Source organism: Paenibacillus sp. MER TA 81-3, assembly GCF_023713585.1.
Lineage (GTDB): Bacteria > Bacillota > Bacilli > Paenibacillales > Paenibacillaceae > Paenibacillus_B > Paenibacillus_B profundus.
In genome coordinates this window covers 44,056-66,156 of the sequence record NZ_JAMAWB010000005.1, presented here as the reverse complement: position 1 = coordinate 66,156, position 22,101 = coordinate 44,056, and the positions used below count along the sequence as shown (strand labels likewise).

Sequence of the window (22,101 nt, the reverse complement as noted above, 5' to 3'; positions counted from 1 at the left end):
CTATGCCTCTTCTACAACAGGTTTCATTGGAATTATCCAATGCTTTGCCATTCCATTGAGGAGCAATCACTGAAAAGCGCCAAATCCACTGGACATAATACAGTCTGAACGCCATTTAGACGCTTAAACCGTACATTTCACTGAATATTTTCCAATGGAACTAACTTCGACTGCGGAGAACAATCTAGCTCAAGTTATTTATAGTAGAGTTACGTTCTGTTTCCGGATACTCCTTATAAATAGCATTGTTCATGCATGATTCACCCACTAGCCACTCCGTAATCATGTGCTATCTTATCCATTAGACGAAGAGCTCATTTAAAATGTTAATAAAAAGAAAAACTCCCCTAGAGGTAACAATTGAAAACACATCTTAACCTATGTGTTTTCTCATTGTTACCTACAAGGGGATAGCGCATGTTAACTATTTAATTTCGGATAACTTTGCCCAAGAAACGCTTCACTGGGCCGTAAGGCGTATCCAGCACTTCGTAGAAATTGACGATAACCGGGTATCTCACACTACTCATGTCAATATTCTCGAAGATGATGTTCTGCTCACCCTCTGCCAGACGAGGCTCCTCGACGAGCGAGAACAGCTTCGTTCCGAGCACGCGGCCGCCGTGATCCGTCATTTCCAATCTGATTTTGGACAAGCTCGGATCGGCCATTACCTGTTGGGCGCGATCGATATTGAGCTTCAGCTTCAATGCGTATGAGGTTGATTCCATCATCGAATTTCCGTCCCGGATCCACTTGCCCTCCCAATCGTCGATCTTCAATCGGAACGGGTACATGTCGAACAACAAGTCGCCTGTATAATCAGGACTCGTCTTAAAACGGAACGTATCGACGACGAATGGATACTCCTTCTCTTCGCGGCTGTCAACAATATGAAGCAGCAGCTCTTGTCCCTTATCCCCATCAGGCAGAACGAACAGATGCGATTCAACGACAGCAGCATTCGGTATGAGCGCCTTCTTGTCTGTCTTGGAACCGATCCGTTCTCCGCCGAATCGGGCTCCGTCTTTATTCTCCAATTCAGCGTGGAACGATGGCAGCACAACGGAGGAGCCGCTCTTGTTCTCGAGCTTGAAGCGAAGCAGCAGCGCTTTGAAGCCCGCTTCTTTGTTCTCCAGCGTCGTCTCTTCCTCGATCGATACTTTCAATCCCTCGGGGAACAAATCAACCCCAGCTCCGAACTTCATCGGCTCCCGCAGCTTGTAGTCGGTCGGTGTCACTTGGGCTGACGCTTGCTTCGTAATGTTAATGAAGAGACGCCCTACTTGATACGTAACAGCTTGCGTCGCATCGGCCGCTCCCGGAGGCTGGAACGATTCCGGCGTCATCAACTGCAAGCCGGTCAGCTCCGCGCGGGGCCCTGTCTCGACCGCAAATCGGAGGGTCGCACCTTCCCCAGGCAAGAGCGACTCGGGAACTTTACCAAGCTTCTTGCTGTAATACAGTTCATTGTTAGACCAGGCAATCAACTTAAAGTCAGGCACACTTTCCCGTATGCTGTTCCGGTTCTCCACGCGGAACGTGACGACATGGATGGACTCCAGCTTTTCTTTGCCGCGCTCTGCCGCCTGTTCTGGCTTACCTGAGCTCTTCACGATGCTTATCGGCGTATAGATAAGCATCGATGTATCAGACAATGCGCTCAACTGAAAAGGTTGGCCCCACTCCTTAATCGACTCAGGATCGGTTATCGGCGTGTAGTCATTCTCCCATGCCTGCTGCGGCATATTCATTATGGCGATGGCAGTCTCCTTTTTCGGATACACCTCACGATTGATTTCCTTCCATATAAATCGGACAGGAGCAGCCGTTTCCTCAGCCATCACATGGCTCATCCAGCGCCATTCGGCCATTTCGCCCGGTGACAGCACGCGCGCATTGTTCGAGCTGGGCTCCATGGCGTACTCCACCTTATTATCCATTTGCACGAACAGCTCATAGTCAGGCAGGCGAAGCCGTTTGCCGGATTCGTTCTTTAGCTTAATTACAGCGGCAACCTGCCGCCCCTCAGTCGTATCGCTATTGATGACATCGGCTAACTCGATTTGTAATCGGAACTTGGCCTTCATATATTCCGTTGCATTCGGTGTCGACGTCTGTACCGGTATAGTCGGATTAGTGTTGTTAACATTTTTAACTTTATTAGCCGTATAATCCGGTTTTTCCTGAGTCCCCTGATTGACCGGGTTGGCTACGTTAGGCTTCTCCCCCTTGGCGGCATGAACGGTTGCACGACCGTCATCCGCAGGTTGGCGCGCGTAGACCGAAGTCGAGCCGACGCTGATTCCAAGTAGAACAGCGGCAGCTGTCAATTGAATCAATTTTCTATTCATTTTTCGCCATCTCCTTTACTGCGCAAGCCGCACCTGCTGCTTATCCTTTAGTTGATGCTGACCTGAGACTATAATGGACTCTCCTTCCCGCAATCCGTCCGTCACCGCATACATGGCTTCCTCCAACGGACCCAGAGTGACAGAACGCTTCACTGCCTTACCGTCTTTATATATAAAGACGAATGTCGCTCCCTGGTCACGCACGACTGCATTCGCCGGCACGACAGGAACCTCGCGCTCTTTCTCTCCCGCCAGGCTGATCTGAACCTTCATTCCCGGCTTCAGTTCAAGCTTGGCATTATCCGCCTTCATCTCGATGGCATATGTGCGCGTATCCATATCCATGACGGAAGACAAATATGTGATCGACCCCGTATAGCTCTTATTCCGGTTGCCGGAAATGTAAAAGGATAACGTCTTTTTGCTGTTTACGTGCGCCAGCATATCTTCTGCCAGCTTCGCCTGAATGCGAACGGTACGTATGTTAGCAACGCGGCCTAGCTTCGTTCCCGCCGTCACATTCATCCCTGTCAGAGCTTCCCATTCCGTCAATATGCCATCGGTAGGCGCTTTAATATCTGCTTCTTCCAGCGCGAGGTTCGCCTCCGTCAACTGATACTGTGCCGCCGCGATTTGATCCTCTGCAGTCACATCGGACTGGACGCGCTCCGCTGTATCCAGCTTCATCTTCAGCACTTGCAAATCAAGGCGTGCGTTTTTAAGCTGCATTTCTGCCTGTTCAACCGCTGTTTTTTCCACTGTTCCCTCGTCATACCCGTTTTTCAGCTTGTTCAACGCCTTCGTCTGCTCCTCGATTTGCACTTCCAGCTTCGTAATCGACAAGCGCACATCAGCCATATCGGTACGCCGGCTCTCTTGAGAGGTCACAAGCAGCTTCTGAGCGCTCTGCAAAGCGCTCTCTGCCCGCTTCTTCTGCAGTACGATGCGGGTCACATCCGTCTGGGCCACTACTTCCCCGCGGCGCACCTGATCTCCGCGCTGCTTCAGAACCGAGACGACATCGCCTCCCCCCTTCACTACAATGTCCATCGTGACCGCTGGAATAATATCAGCTACCACTTCCGCTGGCGCCCCCATTGGCTGCTTAGTCACAGCCATCGTCTTGACCTCAGGTATGGACGTTGGCGGCGCGCTCTCCGTTCCCAGCTCCTTGGCTTGGTCTGGCTGAGAGCATCCGGCAACGACGGCAATCGCTCCCGCAAGCAAAGCCAACAGAAGCACCTTTTTCATTCGGCGTTCTATTTGTGTTTGTTTCATGCATTATATCCCCTTTCCTGCGGCATGCGGCGCTACATCGTTCCCCTGTTGTCCGGAAGTTCGCTTGCCGCCTCGCTGCAGCCGTGCAATGATATCGTATATAATCGGAACGACAATCAACGTTAAGAGTGTAGAAACTGTCAGTCCCCCGATAACGACGACCGCCAAGCCCCTTGAAATCAGCGTTCCGTGCCCGAATCCGAAAGCAAGCGGCAGCAAAGCCATAATCGTGGCTCCCGCCGTCATAATAATAGGACGCAGACGGGAGAGACCTGCTTCGACTAAGGCTGGGCGCACATCAAAGCCCGCTTCGCGCAGCTGCTGCGCCTTGTCGATATACACGATGGCGTTCGTCACCACGATGCCGATAAGCATCATAAAGCCGATAAGCGATGTAATATTGATCGACTCATTGGTTACAAACAGCCCAAGCACGCCGCCGATAGCCGCGAACGGCAAGGAGAACAATATGGCAAATGGCGCGCTCGCATTGCCAAATGCCAGCACCATAATCAAATAAACAACAAATACCGCTGCAGCCATCGCTACAAACAGCTGACTGAAACTCTCGCCTATGTCCTCACTTACGCCTGACACAGAACGGCTGATGCCTTCGGGCAGCTCAACGGGATCCAGCCCGGCCGCAACCTGCGCGCTAATGCCGCCTTTGTTTTGACCCGTGATTTTCGCGGTTATGTTGATAACCTGTTTTTGATTGTCCCGCTTAATGGAAGCAGGTGCTTGCACCTGTTTGATATCCGCGATATCAGCGATCGCTATCGTGTCTTGAGTCGGTGTCTTCAATTGGATAAGGCCGACAGACTGCAAGCCGTTCCGTCCCCCGCCCTCGGTTTCCACTACAGTAGGAAGCAGCCCTTCCTCATACCGGTACTCGCCAATTTTGTCTTGGAACAACCACGTTTGCAGCGTGTTCTGTACGACGGCAGGGGTAAGGCCGAATTGATTCGCTTTCCGTGGATCGACATCGATGACAACTTCCGATGCAGCTTCACTCAAGGAATCCTTAATTTCGGACAATTCAGGGAACTGCTTCATTTCCTGCTTGATGACGGCGGCAGCCCGCTCAAGCTGAGCAGCATCTTCTCCGTATAGCACGTAGGTGAAATCCGGCGCCGATCCGGCTTCGCCAGACAAGGTGCGCGTATCCAATTCCGATCCAGCCGGCAGCAGCGCAGCCAGCTTCGCTTTATACTCCCGTTTCACCTGCCCAACGTCAGCCTCTTCATTCACTTCCGTATAGACTTGTGCCATATAGGGGAGTGGGTTCGGATCTCCGCCATAGCCAACCAGCGTCTCAATGAAGGTGAACAGAGGGCGGTTCTGCCCATCCCGGGCCGCACGCAGCTCCGATTCCATTTCCTTCAAGATGAAATCCGTCGTCTTCAAGGAGCTCTCATAGGGGAGCTTCACCGTGAAGAAGAACTGCCGCGGCGGATTGCCTTCCGGCATAAATGTAAAGGAAAGCTGCGGCACGACTGCCACCATCGTGACGATAAGCAGCAGCGCAGATATGAGCAGCGTCTTCAGGCGATGGGTCAAGGACCACTCCAACATACGGCGATAGCCAGACGTAAGAGCGGATGTCTTCGGCTCCCCGTGCCCCTTGACATCAGCCTGCTTCAGCACGATTAGCTTGGCAAGCATCGGGATAACGGTCAAGGCTACCAGCAGCGAGGCCATCAAGGCGCAGGCGAGCGTAATGGCGAACGGACGGAACAACTGTCCTGCCGGGCCGCTAATCATGCCAATCGGCGCAAATACCCCCACCGTCGTCAACGTGGATGAGGTGATGGCATTCGCCACTTCCTTGGTTGCCAAGGCGATAACAGACTCGTCCCTCTCCTTGGCTCGCTGCAGCTTGGAATAAATGTTTTCGATGACGACGATGCTGTCGTCGACTACGCGGCCAATCGCTATAAACATGCCGCCAAGCGTCATAATATTAAGCGATATATCCATCCATTTCATAAGCAGCAGAGCGATAAGCACCGACAGAGGAATGGACACGAGCACGATTAGCGTCATCCGTATATTTTTCAAAAAGACAAGAATCATAACCGACGCCAGCAAAGCGCCGATAAGACCTTCGCGCACAAGCCCGCCAATGGATTCTTTCACCTGGTCCGCGTAATTGTATACCTTTTTAAAGGTTACGCCGGAGAGCGATGACTTCCACTGCTCCATCAGCCGGTCGGCCCCATTGGAAAATTCAACGGCATTCGATCCGCTCGCCTTATACAACAAGATGCCGATGGCCGGTTGATCGTCCAATCTGGCCATGAATTTGGACTCGGTAATCTCTGCGATCTGCCCTAGTTCAGCAAGATGCACAGTCCCTCCAAGGGCAGTCTGCAATGAGATTCCCTCCAGCTGCTTCACGCTGCGGAGTCCGTTATCCATACGGGCAAGGAGTGTGTTCCCATCAATCTCCACCGTTCCCGCAGGTCCGAATGCAAGGGCGCTGCGCAGCGCTTCCGACACTTGTGCCGGCGCAAGTCCGTAAGTACGGAGCCTCTCCGGCGACAAACGGATGTTGAGTGTTGTGCTGCTCGCGCCGATAATATCCATATGATCCAAGCCCCTTAACGCTTGAAATCCCGGCTTGATCGTCTTCTCGAAATGCTGCTCCAGTTCGGACTGCGTCATGCCTTCATCCGCATATGCCGCCAAATAATAGGAAGGGATGGATGCTACTCCGAGCGTAGATACATGAGGCCGTTCCATTCCAGACGGGAGTGAAACTTCTTGAATCAAGCTCTCGATATCCGACTTCTTCCGCTCCGGGTCCACACCTTCCTCAAACGTCACGAGGATCGAAGATATTTGGTCGCTGGACGTCGAGGAGATTGACTTTATGCGCTCCATGCCGGATATTTTTTTCTCAAGCGGCTTCGTCACCTCTTCCATCACGTCCTGCGGAGGCGCCGGATAGCTTGCAGTCACTAAGACTAACGGGAACGAAATGTCGGGCATATTATCTATCTTCAAGCCCGTGGACGCATACACTCCTCCCCCGAACAGCAACGCTACGATAATAAGAACCGCAGCCACATTTTTCATTGAAAATCGAATCAACGAGTTCATAGTTTCCTCCTTGTCTCCTCCTTTACGGCTCCATGTTCCAATGCACCGGCTTAGAACACAACGTAACAATGAAATATGAACGGAGCATGAACAAAGGAAAATCAAGGAACAAAAAAACCATAGCCGCAGCGAACCCGGTTATGGTCGTGGAGAACATATATTACCTTATTACGATGAATAAATAGCAAGACAGTAGACACTATCGGCAAATTATCCTTTTATTAACGGCAGTGTCACCGTCACCTTGGTTCCTTGACCGCTCACGCTTGCCAGCGCACTCGTCCCGTTATGCAGAGACATAACCTTGTTCACAATTGCCAAGCCCAGACCGCTTCCGTTCCCGTCACGCCGCCGTGACCGATCCGCCTTATAGAACCGTTCGAACACCCGGTTCAAATCCGCTTCAGGTATGCCGATGCCGGTATCGGAAATGACAACTTCGATTCCTTTGGACTGGCGGGACAACACGACTGTGATCGTCCCGTTATCCGGAGTGAATTTCATACTGTTGCCAATCAGATTCATCCAGACGAGACTTAGCATGTCTTCATCCGCGATAATCGTGACTGCCTCCAACTGCAGGTCCATTTGCAATGATTTGGCTTGCCACTGCGGTTCACAAGCAACAATGACTTTACGAATCTGCTCGTCTAACGAATAGGCCCTCATATTTACAGGATGATGCTCTGATTCCAAGGAAGCGAGCTGCAGCAAGTTGTCGCTTACACGAGACAAGCGCTCGCTTTCCGTCATAATGATTTGCAGGTACCGTTCACGCTGCTGTTCGGGGACAACGTTATTTTTAAGCGCCTTGGCGAAGCCGAATATGGACGTCAAGGGTGATTGAATCTCATGCGAGACATTCGAGACGAAATCTTGCCTCATTTTCTCCACCTGATTCAACTCTTTGGCCATATAATTGAAGCTGGCCGCCAATTCTCCGATCTCATCTTTTCTCTTCATACGTAATTCAGTCGTAAAATCACCCTTTGCCATTCTCCTTGTAGCCACGGTCATCTTCTTCACCGGAAGGACGATATAACGCGCAGCCACGAGGAAGCACAGGCTCCCCACTGCCAGCACGACGATAAGCACCATGATAATGAAGCGCCCGATGACATTTGAGCCGCCGAAGGACATCTGCAAAAAAAGCGCCTGCCGTTCTCCGTTAATATCGATAGGGAGTCCAATAATCGGACCACTATCGTCATTATCCGCAATTATGCGTACTTGTTCGCCCGTCAATACTCGTTTAACCCTGTCAGGTTCAACATGGAGCATCTGGCGTCCATCGATGCCGCGCTCCAGCAAAGTCTGGCCTCGACTGTCGAAGATTTGCATTTGATACGTATCTAAAGAGTGCATGGAGAGTAAATATTGTTGAAATTGAGGCAACGGCATACCTGCACGAAGTCGAACCAGATCTTGTCCCAATTTCGATAAATCCTGAAACGCAACCTCCTCCATCTCTTTTTGAAACAACATCCCAGATACAGAAAATGCAGCGAAAACCCCTACAATCAATGCTAGCATAAAAGTGAGCACGACCCGGACATACAGCGTCTTAATCATGGTATACCTCTAAGCGATAGCCAAGACTTCGGGCGGTCACGATGTTGAATGACTCCGCATAGCCGGAAAAGCGTTCTCGAAGGCGCTTAATATGCACGTCCACCGTGCGATCGTCCCCTTCGAAATCCATGCCCCATATTTCTTGAATCAACTGCTCGCGCGTCAAGATTTGTCCTGGACAGCATGCGAGCTTAAATAGCAGCTCGAACTCTTTCAACGGCAATGTCATAGATGAATCGTCTTCCGGCTTAATCACTTTATAACTGCTGCGATCCAACCGCAGCTGGCCAAGCTGGACAACTTGTGAATATACGATCCGATAACGTCGAAGCAACGCTTTCACTCGCATGACGAGCTCCATCGGATCGAACGGCTTCGTTATGTAATCGTCAGTACCAAGCTGAAACCCTTTGATCTTCTGCCCCGGCTCCCCCTTCGCGGTCACCATAAGCAAGGGCAAATCAGGATAGCCGCGCCGCAGCTTGCTGCACAGTTCCCACCCATCCATACACGGCATCATAATGTCCAAAATAACCAAGTCCACTCGATTCACTTCCATTAGTTGAATGGCTTCCAATCCGTCCCTTGCTTCAAGCACCCGGAACCCTTCGTTACGCAAGTACAATCCGATAAGCTCGAGAATATGATCGTCATCATCCGCTACCAATATCGTCCTCATCCACCCCGGTCTCCTTCAACACAAATGGTTCGTTCCCACATGCAATATACTTGCCTGATGTTCACCAAGCAGTCAGCTTGAGGCTGTTCAAGTTCCCTTCTTGAACTTGACCTAATTGTATTATATTGCAAGTGTTAGATCCATAATTTTACGTATTGAAACAACCGTATCCACCTAATCTGCAGGCCCGATTTCGTCTTTCACCAGCCTGTCAGCGAAGTAGAGCTCTACATTAGGGTTCACTGTATGCAGCAGCTTGCACTCTTGCCGGACGGCACCGAACATTTCACCTCTCTGGGCAGCAGTCAGCCCTTCAGCCGTAATATAGAACTTCAAATCCATAATGTAACCCTCCTCGTTCACCTCGTCTTCGACCTCAATCTGCAGAGAGGTAATATTCCATTCCTTCTCATTAGCATAGTCCTCCATCGAGGTTCCCACACTGGAAGCGAGCCCGAGCAGCCATAGTTCCAAAGCACTAAATCCAGCTTCATGACCTTCACCCCCGCCTCCATGTTCAATTAAGACGTTGCGCGAATGGGCGCACCCAACTTGCTGATACGGTTTCTGTCTTTTCACAAATACATGCATAAGCAAAGTCTCCTTTTCATCCTCGGCCAGTTTGTTTGCAACTACTGACATAGTAAGGTTTACGGGTGAATTCCCAGTACTTTTTTCGACAATTTTCTCTATTTTCATCATTATCCCTCTTATTTCCAATATCAGTTCTGTGGTTAATTTAGCAAAGATTCCGCTTAAAATCAGCACTGCTAAGGGAGTTCGAACAATAGTTACATTTTTGTAATAATGATTCTCCCAGACTATTGTCAACTTTTTAACAACTATGCTAGTCTAGTTTTGTCGATTAATTAGTAATCAGATTACATTTTTTACATTTAAGGAGGAGATGCAGTGAAAACCGCCTTACGCACTGCCCTAGTGGCAGGCGCAGTATTCGGTTGCATGCTGTGGGCAGACGGCGCTCTTGGAGCGACGGTACATGCTGCCGAAGCAAAGCAAGTGACGATTAATGTGAACGGAGAAGCACTACAATTTACTGATATTATTCCAATTCTTGATGAAGATGAGAACCTTTACGTCCCGCTGCGCGGCTTTGCCGATCAAATGGGATATACGATAAATTGGACGACTGTTGATGAAGATATTGTTGAGATTGAATTTTCCAACGGCGACAAGACCATACGGTTCCGCACCGACAGTCCGAAAGCCGAAATTGATGGCCAAACCGTTGATATGGGAAGCGAGCCATGGGCGTACAAAAACAATACATATCTCCCGCTGCGCTTTTTAATGGAGCAATACAATTTAGAATTTACATGGAATCCTCAATACTTAAAGACCATTCCAAGCATTGAGCGCCATGCCCCAGAAGTGCCTAAGGCAGCTGAGCCAAAAACAGGCGCCCTGACGGATCGCATCCTGAACACGGCCCACAGTTACGTCGGTGTGCCCTACGTATGGGGCGGAACTTCGCCGAGCGGCTTCGACTGCTCCGGATATGTTAATTATGTATATAGCAAGCATGGAATATCCCTGCCGCGCACTTCCCGCGACATGTATCGTGCCACCGGCACGTCCGTAAGCAACCCGCAGCCTGGAGATTTGCTCTTCTTTGCGGACGGAGGAAAATCCATAACGCATGTTGGCATCTACATCGGCAACAACCAGTATTTGAATGCTTCATCAGGCAATGCTCACCGCGTTATTGTGTCGAGCCTGTCATCCTCTTGGTCAAGCCGCACCTATGTCGGTGCCAAGCGTGTTCTTTAATTATTTTTAATCAAAGAGCAATGGTAACGAAATAACAATGGAATAGCACTTCCCGAGCCCGCAGCGATAGTATGCGGGCTTTCGTTTCTGGGTGTGGTGTTCAAGCGAGGACAAATACCTCGTCACTGGTTTCTCAGGAAAATCCGCAGCCCGGTCAATCGGTGTTGGACCCGAATGATAGAGGGTTCCCTATTTTGTTTATGCATCTCAAAGCTATCTCTCGTGTTCTCACCCCTGTTTCGATTTACTCTTTGTCCACTCTGGTGATCAGGACCGATGCACAAGGTTTGGAAAAAAGCAATGTTGTAAAGATGGCTTAATCAGTAAAAGAAAGGGCTAATAAATTCAAATAAGAGCTTAGAAAACGGTTCTATATTCGATATTGTGCTCATTTTCTGAATTGTTGGGATAGTGAACAAAAGGACGACTTGGCGGACCCTCCTTTTAGAGAGAAATGGTTCCGACGATTGTTAGAGCTGAATACGCTTACCAAATATCCTTCGTGATCAAAAGAAGACCTTTTGAACAACCTCTTATGTATAGCGACATCGCGGAAAAGTTCGGGATCCGGCGCAAGAAGCAACAGCAGGGTAAGCTTGGTATTTAAACAGTACTATTACAGCACTAGGAAGGGATTGTTCAAGAATCCATAATCTGCTACGCTCGTAGGGAAACCGTTGCTGTGCAAAGGAGGAGAAGCATGAAATTATCTATAGGTGGATTTTCGTTCAATAACATGCGCGTGGAAGGGAAAATGGATATTTTCTCTTATATTGACACGGTGCATGCACGTTATCAGCTCCACGCCATTGATTTCTGGAACGCCTTCTTCGCTGACAGCTCGCGCCCGCTCTGGAAAGTCGCTGACGACGACCAACTGCGGCGCATCCGCGACGCTTTGAAGGAGCGAGAAATGACCCTGGTGAACATTGCTGTAGATAGCGCACATCTATGGGACGCTGATCCGGAGGTACGGGAGGCGCTCCATCAGAATGCACTCTCCTATCTACGGGCCGCTGAAATACTGGAGGCGAAATCGGTGCGCTTGGATGCGGTGCTGCACGGTGACGGTCAGCTAAGCGACGAAGCTTTGGACTACATTGTCGAACGTTACCGTGAATATGCTGATCGGGCCGCTGACGGCGGTTACTGGGTAGGCCCCGAAAATCATACCGGGCTCGCATTGTTCCCGGAATCTCTCGTTCGCATCTCCGAAGCAGTCGACCACCCGCATTACGGCATTCTGCTTCATCTCGGACGCTGGCAGGCGACAGGCGTTCCATTCGGCCACCGTAAGGCTACAGCGGAAGATGCCGCGCTCTTAGCGAAGGAAGGAGATCGACAAGTTAGCCGTTGGGTCCGCCATACCCATGTCGATCACCGCTTAATTGAGGCAGATAACGCCGTGGAGCGTGTATCCAGCTTGATCCAAAACGGATACGATGGATATTGGGCCATTGAGTACAATGCGGACAATGACCAATTGAACGCAGTAGGCGACGCATTGAACAAGCTGCGTCATCATGTGGCCGCGTGCCGGAACGAGAGCAGCAGTTCAGAACATATTTCAGACTGAATGTTATTATAGCGCGTGTTCAAAAAGACCACTATTCAGCATCGAAAAGGTTGCAAGAACCCGAATTTAAGGAGGAGCGGATAGAGAAGAGATAGTGATAGCAGGAGGAAAATAAATGGAACGAAGACGTATCGCCATCATTGGTGTCGGTCAGATTGGAAAGCACCATGCAAATGAGTATGCGCATGTCGGAGGTGTCGACGTTATCGCGGTATGCGATGTGAATGAAGGAGAAGCAACGCGCGTCGCCGAGCAATACAGGGTGCCCCATGTGTATACCGACTTCCGCAAGCTACTGCAACGAGATGACATCGAGGCTGTCGATGTATGCTTGCACAACAACTTCCATGCTCCAGTTACGATAGCCGCATTGGAAGCCGGCAAGCACGTCTACTGCGAGAAGCCGATTGCCGGCTCCTATCGGGACGGCGCAGCAATGGTAGCAGCCGCCGCAGCAACCGGCCGCATGCTTCACATCCAATTGGGGACGCTTTATTCCAAAGAGACAAAAGCAGCTAAAGCATTAATCGACGCCGGGAAGCTTGGCAAGCTGTATCACGCCCGCTCCACAGGCTTCCGCCGCCGCGGCCGCCCATTCGTCGACGGATACGGCTCGATGGCCTTCACACAGAAAGCGACCGCTTCAGGCGGAGCGCTATATGACATGGGCGTATACCACATTTCCCAACTGCTATACCTGCTTGGCCTGCCGAAGGTGGCGCGCATCAGCGGGCAGACGTATCAAGAAATGGAAATGCTCCAGGACCGCCGTGAGCAGAGCAAGTTCGACGTGGAAGAGCTTGGTCTTGGCTTCGTCAAATTCGAAGGCGGCGTGACGCTCGATATCATCGAAGCATGGGCGATATACCTTAGCAGCTTCGAAGGCAGCAGCATCGTCGGATCCGAAGGCGGTATCCGCATGCCTTACCGCACGAGCCAGGGAGCGCATTCATTCTCCTATCACAGCACAGTAGCCGATTTAGACTTGAACGCGACGATTGATCTCGATGCCATGGACAGCCGTAATCATTTGCTCAACCCGGATGAATGGGCATACGACTCTTCGCAAGGTCACTGGGCAGCTGCGTTGAACGGACTTGTGCCGCTTCTGCCAACAGCTGAATTGGCGCTGAACACCATGCTTATCAGTGAAGGCATCTATATGTCGAGCACGCTCGGTCGCGAGGTGACTCCGGAGGAGATTGCTGCATCCTCCATTTCCACGGCCATTGACTTATCTACCCTCTAACGGCTGCGACCACCCCCTTGTAAACGGCTTGGGGTGTACGGTAGAGCTGCTCGTTCGCTCGAAGCGTCTGATATGTTGTATGATGGAAGCAGCAACACTGTCTTCCGTCCCGTGCCCGCACGGAGACCTAACATCATAGATAGAGGTGATGCGATATGTCCACATCCGAATCGATGACATCGTCTACCCGCTCCACTGCACCAGCCCTTCAAGCCGAGCTGACGCGCGGAAGCGCACCAGGCAAGCTAAGCTTACACTTATCATGCGGCAGGCCTGGTGCCGAGTATGAAGTGTACAACAGCCCTTCACCCGACTGGGATCGGGCGCAGGCTACCTTCATCACCAGCACCACCGGCACCGAGGGAACAGCTCTGGAGTTCGGTGATCCAACGCCCGGACGCCGTTGCTACGTTCACGTGGTGCAGAGCGGCTATGCGGTGTTGACCGTAGGTGAACGCGTGCTGCCGCTTGCAGGCGGTTCCAACTTTCGCGATCTGGGAGGCTATGCTGCCAGCGACGGACGAAGAGTACGCTGGGGCCGGCTGTACCGGGCCGCAGAGCTATCTGAATTGACAGTGGACGATGTGTCCTATCTCGATTCACTCCATCTGCGCGCCCTGTGCGATTTCCGCGACAGCGACGAAGTAGCCTCCATGCCTTCTCCGCCCCTGCAGGCAGTGAACAGCAATCACGTCCCGCTCGTGCAGTTGTCAGGGTCAACTGCCATTCGCCATTCGCGGGATGTCATCCGACAGCCGTCCGCCTTTAATACGGGCGAGCAGGGGCAACTGCTCGTCAACCTTAACCGTTCGCTCGTTCATTCCACAGCCGGCATCCGCAGCGTCTTCGAGCTGCTGCTCCGCGAGGATGGCACGCCGCTTCTCTTCCACTGTACAGCCGGCAAAGATCGCACCGGTCTCATATCCGCACTCATTCTCATCGCGATCGGCGTCCCGAAGGAGACGGTCATGCACGACTATATGCTGACGAATAGGTACTTGAATGTCTTTAACTTGCGTCTGAAGACGGAAGCCTGGATGGCGGATAGGCACGGGCTCGTGAACCCTGACGTGCTGCAAGCCGTCATGGAAGCTCGTCCAGAATACTTGACCGCCGCGTTCGAGGAAATGGAACAAGCATACGGCGGCGTCCACCCGTACTTGGAGGATGCCCTCGGCTTAACCGAAACGGATATAGAAGAGCTGAAGCTGAAGCTGCTGGAGTAACTGCAGCGCCAGCCTGTTACGGCCCTTGCCCCCACGGAGGTTTTCCGTAAGGGTCAGGGCTTTTTCGCATGGAGCGACGAAAAATAGAAGAGGACCGAGCCCTCAAAGAGAACTCGGTCTTCCGTATACACTAATATAGCTGTGCAGCTGCTCTGCTATCCCAATGTGACGACTTCGTACTGCGAAGCCAAATCGACAAATGCACCCATACTCGATATTTCGCCTGCTGCCAGTTCATCTGCGATGCCGTAATGATCGACACATGTCTTGCAAGCGAGCACCGGCACCCCCGCTTGAGCCAATTCCGCGAACTGCAGCGATGCCAGCGAACGGGACGTAAGGGCCAACACTCCGCGGTTCATGCAGAAGATGGCCGCCGGTTACTCCTCCCGCTGCTTCAGCAGCGTCAAAAATGTTTCCAGAATGGTAGCGCCGAGACCGTTCTCCTGCGCCCCAATCGAATCCGATGTCAGTAAAATGACTTTCCCGTTCATGCTTCTTGACCTCCCAGCCTGTATGGCAATCTCTGCCGATCTCTCGCACAGCCTGCTCATTCCGGTCTATTCGTGCGTCAAGGTTCGGCGCAATTACTTCTTCGGCAGCTCAAATGAGCTCTTTAACGAAACAATTAAGTTAAACACGATATGATCTTCGCTCGAGCCTTTTGGATCGACATTGAAATACCCATGTCGGAAAAATTGGAACTTATCCTGTCCCTTCACATCCTTCATGTTTGGTTCCACGAAGCCGTGTTCCTTCACGAGCGAATTCGCATTGATGCGATCCAAGAACGATGACGAATCATCTTCATCATTCTCTTCATCGAGGATAAGCGGCTCATACAGACGGAATTCAGCCGGAAGCGCGTGCGAGGCTTCCACCCAGTGAATCGTCCCCTTCACTTTACGCCCGGTAAATCCGCTGCCGCTCTTCGTTTCCGGATCATACGTGCAGTGAATTTCAACCACGTTGCCGTTCTCGTCTTTCACGAAGTCATGGCATTTAATGAAATAGGCGTGCTTCAAGCGGACTTCATTGCCAGGGAACAAGCGGAAATACTTGTTCGGCGGATTTTCCATGAAGTCATCTTGCTCGATATAGATTTCGCGGGAGAACGGAACTTGGCGTACACCCATTTCCAGATTCTCCGGATTGATTTCTGCATCCAGCCATTCCACTTGGCCTTCCGGATAGTTCGTAATAACGACCTTCAGCGGCTTCAGAATGCCCATTGTCCGCGGCGCTTTCAGCTTCAGGTCTTCACGAAGGAAATGATCCAAATATTTCGAATCGATAACGCCACTCCCCTTCGTTACGCCGATCTCCCGACAGAACGTACGAATGGACTCTGGTGTATAACCACGGCGGCGAAGCCCGGAAATGGTCGGCATGCGAGGGTCATCCCAGCCGTCCACCGCTCCTTCATCAACCAACAGCTTCAGCTTGCGCTTGCTCATCACCGTATTCGTCAAATTGAGGCGGGCAAACTCATATTGATGCGGTATCGATTCCATCTCGCACTGTTCGATGAACCAATCGTACAGCGGGCGTTGGTCCTCGAATTCCAACGTACAGATCGAATGCGTGATGCTTTCTATCGCGTCCTCAATCGGATGTGCGAATGCGTACATCGGATAGATGCACCATTTGTCGCCCGTATTATGATGCGTCGCATGGGCGATACGATAAATAACCGGATCGCGCAGGTTGATATTCGGCGAGCTCATGTCGATTTTGGCGCGCAGCACCTTTTCCCCGTTCTGGAATTCGCCGCCCCGCATACGTTCGAATAAATCCAGATTCTCTTCCACCGGGCGGTCACGATGCGGGCTGTTCTGTCCTGGCTCCGTCAACGTCCCACGCTTCTGGCGGATCTCGTCCGCGCTCAAGTCATCGACGTACGCTTTGCCCTTGTTAATGAGCAGCACCGCACGCTTATACATTTCCTCGAAGTAATCCGACGCGAAATAAAGTCCGTCCCATTCAAAGCCGAGCCATTTCACGTCCTCTTTAATCGACTCGACATACTCCGTATCTTCCTTCAACGGATTCGTATCATCAAAACGCAAATGCGCGCGGCCTTTGAACTCGCGTGCGAGTTCGAAGTTCAAGCAGATCGACTTTGCATGTCCGATATGTAGATAACCGTTCGGCTCCGGCGGAAATCGGGTCACGATGCTGTCCACACGGCCTTCCTTCAAGTCATCTACGATGATGTTACGAATAAAGTTGGATGTGTTAGTTGGGTTTTCCACCAATGATCAACCTTTCTTTGCCCTTAACGCTTTGCTTATTAATATACCCGTATCGTTGCGGGAGTTCAACTCTGATTCACCTGCTCCCGCATATGCGGGCAGATGCTTCGCGATCAAAAGCGACCTTTTTGAATACCTCTTATACAAGCAAATTAAACAACGTCATATCTTTGTTTAATTCAATAAACTGAATGCCTTTCTTGCGGAGCCGTTCGACAAGCGGCTCGTAGTCTTCTGGATGCTTGAGCTCAATACCTACTAGCGCAGAGGCATTGTCCATGTTGTGCTTCTTATTATATTCAAATCGCGTAATATCGTCGTTCGGCCCGAGCACCTCCTGCAGAAACTCACGCAAGGCGCCTGCCCGCTGCGGGAAATTGACCGTAAAGTAATGCTTCAAGCCTTCATAGATAAGCGAACGATCTTTAATTTCCTGCATCCGATCGATGTCATTGTTGCCGCCGCTGATGACACAGACGACATTTTTGCCGCGGATCTGGTCACGGTACAAATCGAGCGCCGCAATCGGCAGCGATCCGGCAGGCTCAACGACGATCGCATTTTCGTTGTACAATTCAAGAATCGTCGTGCAAGCCTTCCCTTCGGGAACGCGAATTACATCATCCAGCACCTGCGAGCAAATCTCGTAAGGCAGCTGGCCGACCCGCTTCACAGCCGCACCGTCGACGAATTTATCAATCGTCTCCAGCGTAAGCACTTCCTTCTGTGCCAGCGCCGCCGTCATGGAAGCTGCCCCTTCCGGCTCCACACCGATGATGCGGGTCGATGGGCTAACGGTCTTGATGTACGTACCAACACCAGCTGCCAGACCGCCACCGCCAATGGTAACGAACACGTAATCAGCCGGCACATCAAGCGACTCCATAATCTCCATGCCTACGGTTCCGTTCCCTCCTACGATAAAGGGATCATCGAACGGATGGATGAAGGTCATGTCGTTCTCTTTGCAAATGTTCATCGCCGCTTCGAATGCATCATCATACGTATCTCCCGTGAGCACCACATTGACATGAGAGCCCCCGAAGCGCTTCACCTGCGTCACCTTCTGGCTCGGTGTCGTGCTTGGCATGACGATCGTGCCTTGAATCTTCAACGCCTGGCAGGAATAAGCCACCCCTTGCGCATGGTTGCCTGCGCTGGCGCAGACGATGCCGCGTTCAAGTTCTTCGGCAGTTAAGTGGCGAATCATATTGTATGCCCCGCGTATTTTGAAGGATCGCACAATTTGCAAATCCTCCCGCTTCAAATATACGTTACAGCCGTATTTTGCCGATAATATCGGGTCTCGTTGAAGTGGGGTCCGAACAATCACTTCCTTAAGCACGTGGTGTGCGCGAACAATATGCTCCATTGTAACGGCTGGAGCCGTGTGTGTCGTCTCCATATCGGTTTCCTCGCTTTCGGTGTAGGTACTGCATGTCTAGTCTTATATTCTGCTTATAAAAATAAAAAAAACTCGCCCCAATAAGGGACGAGAGCTTCTTCTCGTGGTACCACCCTTGTTCCACAGAAACAAGAGCTGCATGAATAAGGTTACTTCTTACTTCTCTCAGACGCCTCTTCTCTTCTACTCAGGGGGCTAAAGACAGTATGAAAGCAATGCACCTTACTGCATACTACACTTCATGTCCTGCGGCACTTGGCCGCGGATTAACCGCGCATCCAGGTAACGGCGGATATACCGTCCACACTTACTATCTGCGAAGCCGCATGTTCCGGCAGAGTTCGGCATAGAATCTCGGAGAGGATGTTACGATGTGCCAGACGTCGACTCGCACCGGCCGTCGACTCTCTTCAGACTGCATCACAACGCACTTGTTCTCGTCATCGATGTTGGTCTAACCTTCCAACTTATTTCTCTTATTATGAACAAGCGGCCTGCCCAATGTCAATGGGCCGCCGCAGTTCTTCACAAAACTCACAAAACGATGGCAATATTTCGATTATGATTCCGTGCCGGTAGCCTGTCCCTGCGGCATAGGCATAGGCATAGGTGGCGCAGCTTGCTTCCGCATCCGCAGAATCGGCGTCAGCACTACAATGCCGATCAAGAACAAGACTGTCGCGGCTTCGTACATGAACACAATCGAGGTCATTCCTTTAATCCAGCCTGACAAGGACATCGTAATGACCATTGCCCCCATGAACATTGGGCTCAAAATGCCATTGACGCGACCGATAAACGCACCTTCGGTATTTTGCAAAATCATCGTATTGATTCCGATCTGAATCGAAGGCAGTACGAGTCCGCTGATGAACTGCGCGGTCAGCGTCAGCCACAGCTCCGTGGACAGACCGGCTAACAGCATGCCGCCGCTGCTGGTCAGCATTCCGATTGCAAGCATATGCTGCGGCAACAGCTTCTTCGACAGCCCCATAGCCAGCGCCCCGCCGATCAGCATTGCGATACCGTTCGCCATCAACAGATAGCTCAAATATTCTTTCGGCAGTCCAAGCCGCTCCGTAACGAGGAACGCTCCCATCGGTTGGATGAGACCGAGCGCCAAGCCAGCAAAGGCAAAGCTAGCCCCAAGCGGCTTCAGCAGACGGCTCTGCATCACATAGCGGAAGCCTTCAGCCAGTTCTTGCCATACGTTCGAGTTGGCATGCTTCTCTTTATCCTCTGCATGATCAGATGGAAGAAACAGGAGCGCGACCGCGGACAATATAAACGCGATACCTGTGACAACGAGCGATACCGATATTCCGTATTTTTGGAAAATAGCCGTTCCGATAGCCGGACCGAGTATCATGAATAACGCAACCATCGTTTGAAAGATGGACATCCCCGCCTGCAACATCTCCTCTGGCACGTGCTGCTTGAACAGCTTCATAGAAGAAGGCTGCGAGAACTGGGATAAAATTGCGGAAATGAACGTCGTGAAAAAGACAGCTTGCCATGAGCCAGATAAAATGGTCAGCATGACGGCGAAAACAGACAGAGCGCTTAAGAAGTCACACCAAATCATCGTGCGCTTCGGGCGCCAGCGATCGGCGAATGTGCCGCCGATAAAAGAGAAGACGAAGATGGGAGCGAATTCCGCGACGGACACCATCGATACGGCGAACGCATCTCCATTCGTCATTTCCATTACAAAAAGCAGGACTGCAAAATTCCTCACCCATATACCAACCTGCATAAACAGACCGGCCAGCATGATTGCTTGCACAAAGCGATTGCGGAACAAGCTGAAAGCTGAATTGCTGTTCCCAGATTGTGCGTTAGCCATGGTGCATCTCTCCCCATCACATCATAGATTGTCGTTCTGTTCTCTCTAATTTTGTTGCAGAACCCATTTAGTTTAATGGAATTCATTAAGCAGCGCAATCGTTTTTGAGACGTATTTTTTTCCTAACTGCATATTAGTTTATCGGAAAAGATAATCGTATACATCCGTTCGCAGAGGGACTTCTATCTCCTGTTCGAGAACGGATTGAGAGCGGTTCATGAGACGGAAAGGAGGTAGGTCTGCAGGAGGAGTTATGAGTTTTGAAGAATCATACAAATTTATTGAAATAACAGGAAATTATTATACATTGCTATGGTAAAGTATTAATGTTTTAATTAATTATCATAGTAACGTTAGGGTGACAATATAATGAATGCGGTCTTATTATCATTGGTCGTATTATTCGGATTAAGTTTATTGAGGGTGAACGTCATCTTCTCCATGCTGACGGCCGCAGTCGTCGGCGGGCTGACAGGCGGACTCGGCATGACCCATATGGTGGAGGTATTCACCGAAGGCCTGAAGGATAACGCGAGCATCGCTCTGAGTTACGCGCTGCTTGGCGCATTTGCCGCAGGGTTGACCGAGACTGGACTGCCGGAGCGGCTGGTGAAGCGAGCCGTTCGGCTCGTGAGCGGGAAGCAACCGGGGGATACTCCGCGGGCTGCGGCACGTTACGGCGTGCTGGTTGCGATCGCCTTCATCGCCTGCTTATCGCAAAATGCAATCCCGGTGCACATCGCCTTCATTCCGGTACTGATACCGCCGCTCTTGGCGCTCTTTAACTCGCTTCAGCTTGATCGGCGCGCAGTGGCGTGCGCCCTGACCTTCGGTCTTATTACGCCGTACATGTTCCTGCCGGTCGGCTTCGGCGCCATTTTCCATGAGACCGTAGTCAGCAATATGACAATGAACGGTCTTACTGTTAGTGCGTCCATGCTGCCGAAAGCGATGATGATCCCTGCTGTTGGCATGGTTGTCGGCCTCATGACGGCGCTTGCCCTATCCTACCGCAAGCCGCGGACCTATATCGTCGGCACGGAATCAGCGGCTGGAGCAGGCATGGGAGAAGCTGAGGCTGCAGAGCCCCGGACAGGCGCTGGCGGCACATGGGCCGGACTCGGTGCCGTGGCAGCAATGCTTGCCGTACAGCTTAGCACCGGATCGATGATATACGGCGCCGCGGCAGGACTAGCCGTGCTCCTCATCACGCGCGTCATCGCATGGAGCCGAGCCGACCGCGTGCTGACGGATGGCATGCGCTCGATGGCTTACATCGGCTTCGTCATGATGTCGGCCTCCGGCTTAGGCGCGGTGCTGCGCGAGACCGGACATATCGAGTCGCTCGTGCAAGCGGCCGTCCATACGGTGGGCGACAACCGGGCACTGGCAGCTTTACTGATGCTGGCCATTGGCCTGCTCGTCACGCTCGGCATCGGTTCGTCGTTCTCGACGATTCCGCTCATCGCCACCGTCTTCGTGCCGCTGTGCATCGAGCTTGGCTTCAGCCCGCTGGCGACCGTAGCGCTTATCGGGACCGCCGCAGCGCTCGGCGACGCCGGCTCCCCTGCCTCGGACAGCACGCTCGGGCCGACGGCCGGATTGAATGCCGACGGTCGGCACGACCACATTTGGGACACGTGCATACCGACGTTCCTCCATTACAACGTGCCGCTCTTGCTGTTCGGCTTCATTGCCGCCATGGTGCTGTAAGAGGCTGTTCAAAAAGCTCCCTTTTTGAACACGCACTGTAACGGAATAGATA

The 22,101-nt window shown here is 51.6% G+C and carries 14 protein-coding genes, 1 pseudogene and 1 other annotated feature; of the genes and pseudogenes, 5 read left to right on the top strand and 10 right to left on the bottom strand.

From position 1 onward, the window contains the following. Nucleotides 1–428: 428 nt before the first annotated feature. From M3650_RS08350 to M3650_RS08325, 6 genes are all read right to left on the bottom strand, one after another. Nucleotides 429–2,354, bottom strand: coding sequence for a hypothetical protein (locus M3650_RS08350; protein ID WP_251573733.1), 1,926 nt, complete (start codon nucleotides 2,352–2,354; stop codon nucleotides 429–431). Nucleotides 2,355–2,369: 15 nt separating this feature from the next. Next, nucleotides 2,370–3,632, bottom strand: a complete 1,263-nt coding sequence (locus tag M3650_RS08345; RefSeq protein ID WP_251573732.1) for an efflux RND transporter periplasmic adaptor subunit — start codon at nucleotides 3,630–3,632, stop codon at nucleotides 2,370–2,372. 3 nt (nucleotides 3,633–3,635) lie between these two features. After that, on the bottom strand, nucleotides 3,636–6,737 hold the full coding sequence (locus M3650_RS08340; protein ID WP_251573731.1) for an efflux RND transporter permease subunit: 3,102 nt from the start codon (nucleotides 6,735–6,737) through the stop codon (nucleotides 3,636–3,638). A 210-nt stretch (nucleotides 6,738–6,947) separates the two neighbouring features. Beyond that, nucleotides 6,948–8,309 (bottom strand): sensor histidine kinase, encoded by a 1,362-nt coding sequence (locus M3650_RS08335; RefSeq protein WP_251573730.1) that lies wholly within the window; start codon nucleotides 8,307–8,309, stop codon nucleotides 6,948–6,950. Next, complete coding sequence (locus M3650_RS08330) at nucleotides 8,302–8,988, bottom strand: response regulator transcription factor (RefSeq protein ID WP_251573729.1); 687 nt, start codon at nucleotides 8,986–8,988, stop codon at nucleotides 8,302–8,304. Before M3650_RS08330 ends, M3650_RS08335 begins: the two co-directional genes overlap by 8 nt. A 174-nt stretch (nucleotides 8,989–9,162) precedes the next feature. Beyond that, the gene (locus tag M3650_RS08325) at nucleotides 9,163–9,579 is read right to left on the bottom strand and encodes an OsmC family protein (RefSeq protein WP_019420972.1); all 417 of its coding nucleotides are present in this window, start codon (nucleotides 9,577–9,579) and stop codon (nucleotides 9,163–9,165) included. 321 nt (nucleotides 9,580–9,900) lie between these two features. Here M3650_RS08325 and M3650_RS08320 point away from each other — a divergent pair, with 321 nt between their 5' ends. The 4 genes from M3650_RS08320 to M3650_RS08305 all read left to right on the top strand — a co-directional run bounded on the left by M3650_RS08320 (nucleotide 9,901) and on the right by M3650_RS08305 (nucleotide 14,830). Beyond that, complete coding sequence (locus M3650_RS08320; RefSeq protein ID WP_251573728.1) at nucleotides 9,901–10,779, top strand: C40 family peptidase; 879 nt, start codon at nucleotides 9,901–9,903, stop codon at nucleotides 10,777–10,779. Between the two features lie 700 nt (nucleotides 10,780–11,479). After that, nucleotides 11,480–12,355, top strand: a complete 876-nt coding sequence (locus tag M3650_RS08315) for a sugar phosphate isomerase/epimerase family protein (protein ID WP_251573727.1) — start codon at nucleotides 11,480–11,482, stop codon at nucleotides 12,353–12,355. A 115-nt stretch (nucleotides 12,356–12,470) separates the two neighbouring features. Beyond that, entirely contained in the window at nucleotides 12,471–13,604 is a 1,134-nt protein-coding gene (locus M3650_RS08310) for a Gfo/Idh/MocA family protein (protein WP_251573726.1), read from the top strand. Between the two features lie 155 nt (nucleotides 13,605–13,759). Further along, nucleotides 13,760–14,830 (top strand): tyrosine-protein phosphatase, encoded by a 1,071-nt coding sequence (locus M3650_RS08305; protein ID WP_251573725.1) that lies wholly within the window; start codon nucleotides 13,760–13,762, stop codon nucleotides 14,828–14,830. A gap of 155 nt (nucleotides 14,831–14,985) precedes the next feature. On the opposite strand, the pseudogene M3650_RS08300 reads toward M3650_RS08305, so the two are convergent. The 4 genes and pseudogenes from M3650_RS08300 to M3650_RS08285 form a co-directional block, all read right to left on the bottom strand. Further along, nucleotides 14,986–15,324 (bottom strand): annotated as a pseudogene (locus M3650_RS08300) (DsrE family protein). 93 nt (nucleotides 15,325–15,417) lie between these two features. After that, nucleotides 15,418–17,085, bottom strand: coding sequence for a glutamine--tRNA ligase/YqeY domain fusion protein (locus M3650_RS08295; protein WP_251573724.1), 1,668 nt, complete (start codon nucleotides 17,083–17,085; stop codon nucleotides 15,418–15,420). 139 nt (nucleotides 17,086–17,224) lie between these two features. After that, nucleotides 17,225–18,490 (bottom strand): threonine ammonia-lyase IlvA, encoded by a 1,266-nt coding sequence (gene ilvA, locus M3650_RS08290; protein WP_019420979.1) that lies wholly within the window; start codon nucleotides 18,488–18,490, stop codon nucleotides 17,225–17,227. 80 nt (nucleotides 18,491–18,570) lie between these two features. Further along, nucleotides 18,571–18,943 (bottom strand) — a binding site (T-box leader). A gap of 106 nt (nucleotides 18,944–19,049) precedes the next feature. Continuing rightward, nucleotides 19,050–20,336: an MFS transporter gene (locus tag M3650_RS08285; RefSeq protein ID WP_251573723.1), complete on the bottom strand. Its 1,287-nt coding sequence runs from the start codon at nucleotides 20,334–20,336 to the stop codon at nucleotides 19,050–19,052. A 369-nt stretch (nucleotides 20,337–20,705) separates the two neighbouring features. Here M3650_RS08285 and M3650_RS08280 point away from each other — a divergent pair, with 369 nt between their 5' ends. Continuing rightward, entirely contained in the window at nucleotides 20,706–22,049 is a 1,344-nt protein-coding gene (locus tag M3650_RS08280; protein WP_251573722.1) for a Na+/H+ antiporter family protein, read from the top strand. Nucleotides 22,050–22,101 lie beyond the last annotated feature (52 nt).

Coding starts and splice junctions, on each gene's coding strand:
- M3650_RS08350 (WP_251573733.1), bottom strand. CDS start 2,354: ATGAATAGAAAATTGATTCAATTGACAGCTGCCGCTGTTCTACTTGGA.
- M3650_RS08345 (WP_251573732.1), bottom strand. CDS start 3,632: ATGAAACAAACACAAATAGAACGCCGAATGAAAAAGGTGCTTCTGTTG.
- M3650_RS08340 (WP_251573731.1), bottom strand. CDS start 6,737: ATGAACTCGTTGATTCGATTTTCAATGAAAAATGTGGCTGCGGTTCTT.
- M3650_RS08335 (WP_251573730.1), bottom strand. CDS start 8,309: ATGATTAAGACGCTGTATGTCCGGGTCGTGCTCACTTTTATGCTAGCA.
- M3650_RS08330 (WP_251573729.1), bottom strand. CDS start 8,988: ATGAGGACGATATTGGTAGCGGATGATGACGATCATATTCTCGAGCTT.
- M3650_RS08325 (WP_019420972.1), bottom strand. CDS start 9,579: ATGCATGTATTTGTGAAAAGACAGAAACCGTATCAGCAAGTTGGGTGC.
- M3650_RS08315 (WP_251573727.1), top strand. CDS start 11,480: ATGAAATTATCTATAGGTGGATTTTCGTTCAATAACATGCGCGTGGAA.
- M3650_RS08310 (WP_251573726.1), top strand. CDS start 12,471: ATGGAACGAAGACGTATCGCCATCATTGGTGTCGGTCAGATTGGAAAG.
- M3650_RS08305 (WP_251573725.1), top strand. CDS start 13,760: ATGTCCACATCCGAATCGATGACATCGTCTACCCGCTCCACTGCACCA.
- ilvA (WP_019420979.1), bottom strand. CDS start 18,490: ATGGAGACGACACACACGGCTCCAGCCGTTACAATGGAGCATATTGTT.
- M3650_RS08285 (WP_251573723.1), bottom strand. CDS start 20,336: ATGGCTAACGCACAATCTGGGAACAGCAATTCAGCTTTCAGCTTGTTC.
- M3650_RS08280 (WP_251573722.1), top strand. CDS start 20,706: ATGAATGCGGTCTTATTATCATTGGTCGTATTATTCGGATTAAGTTTA.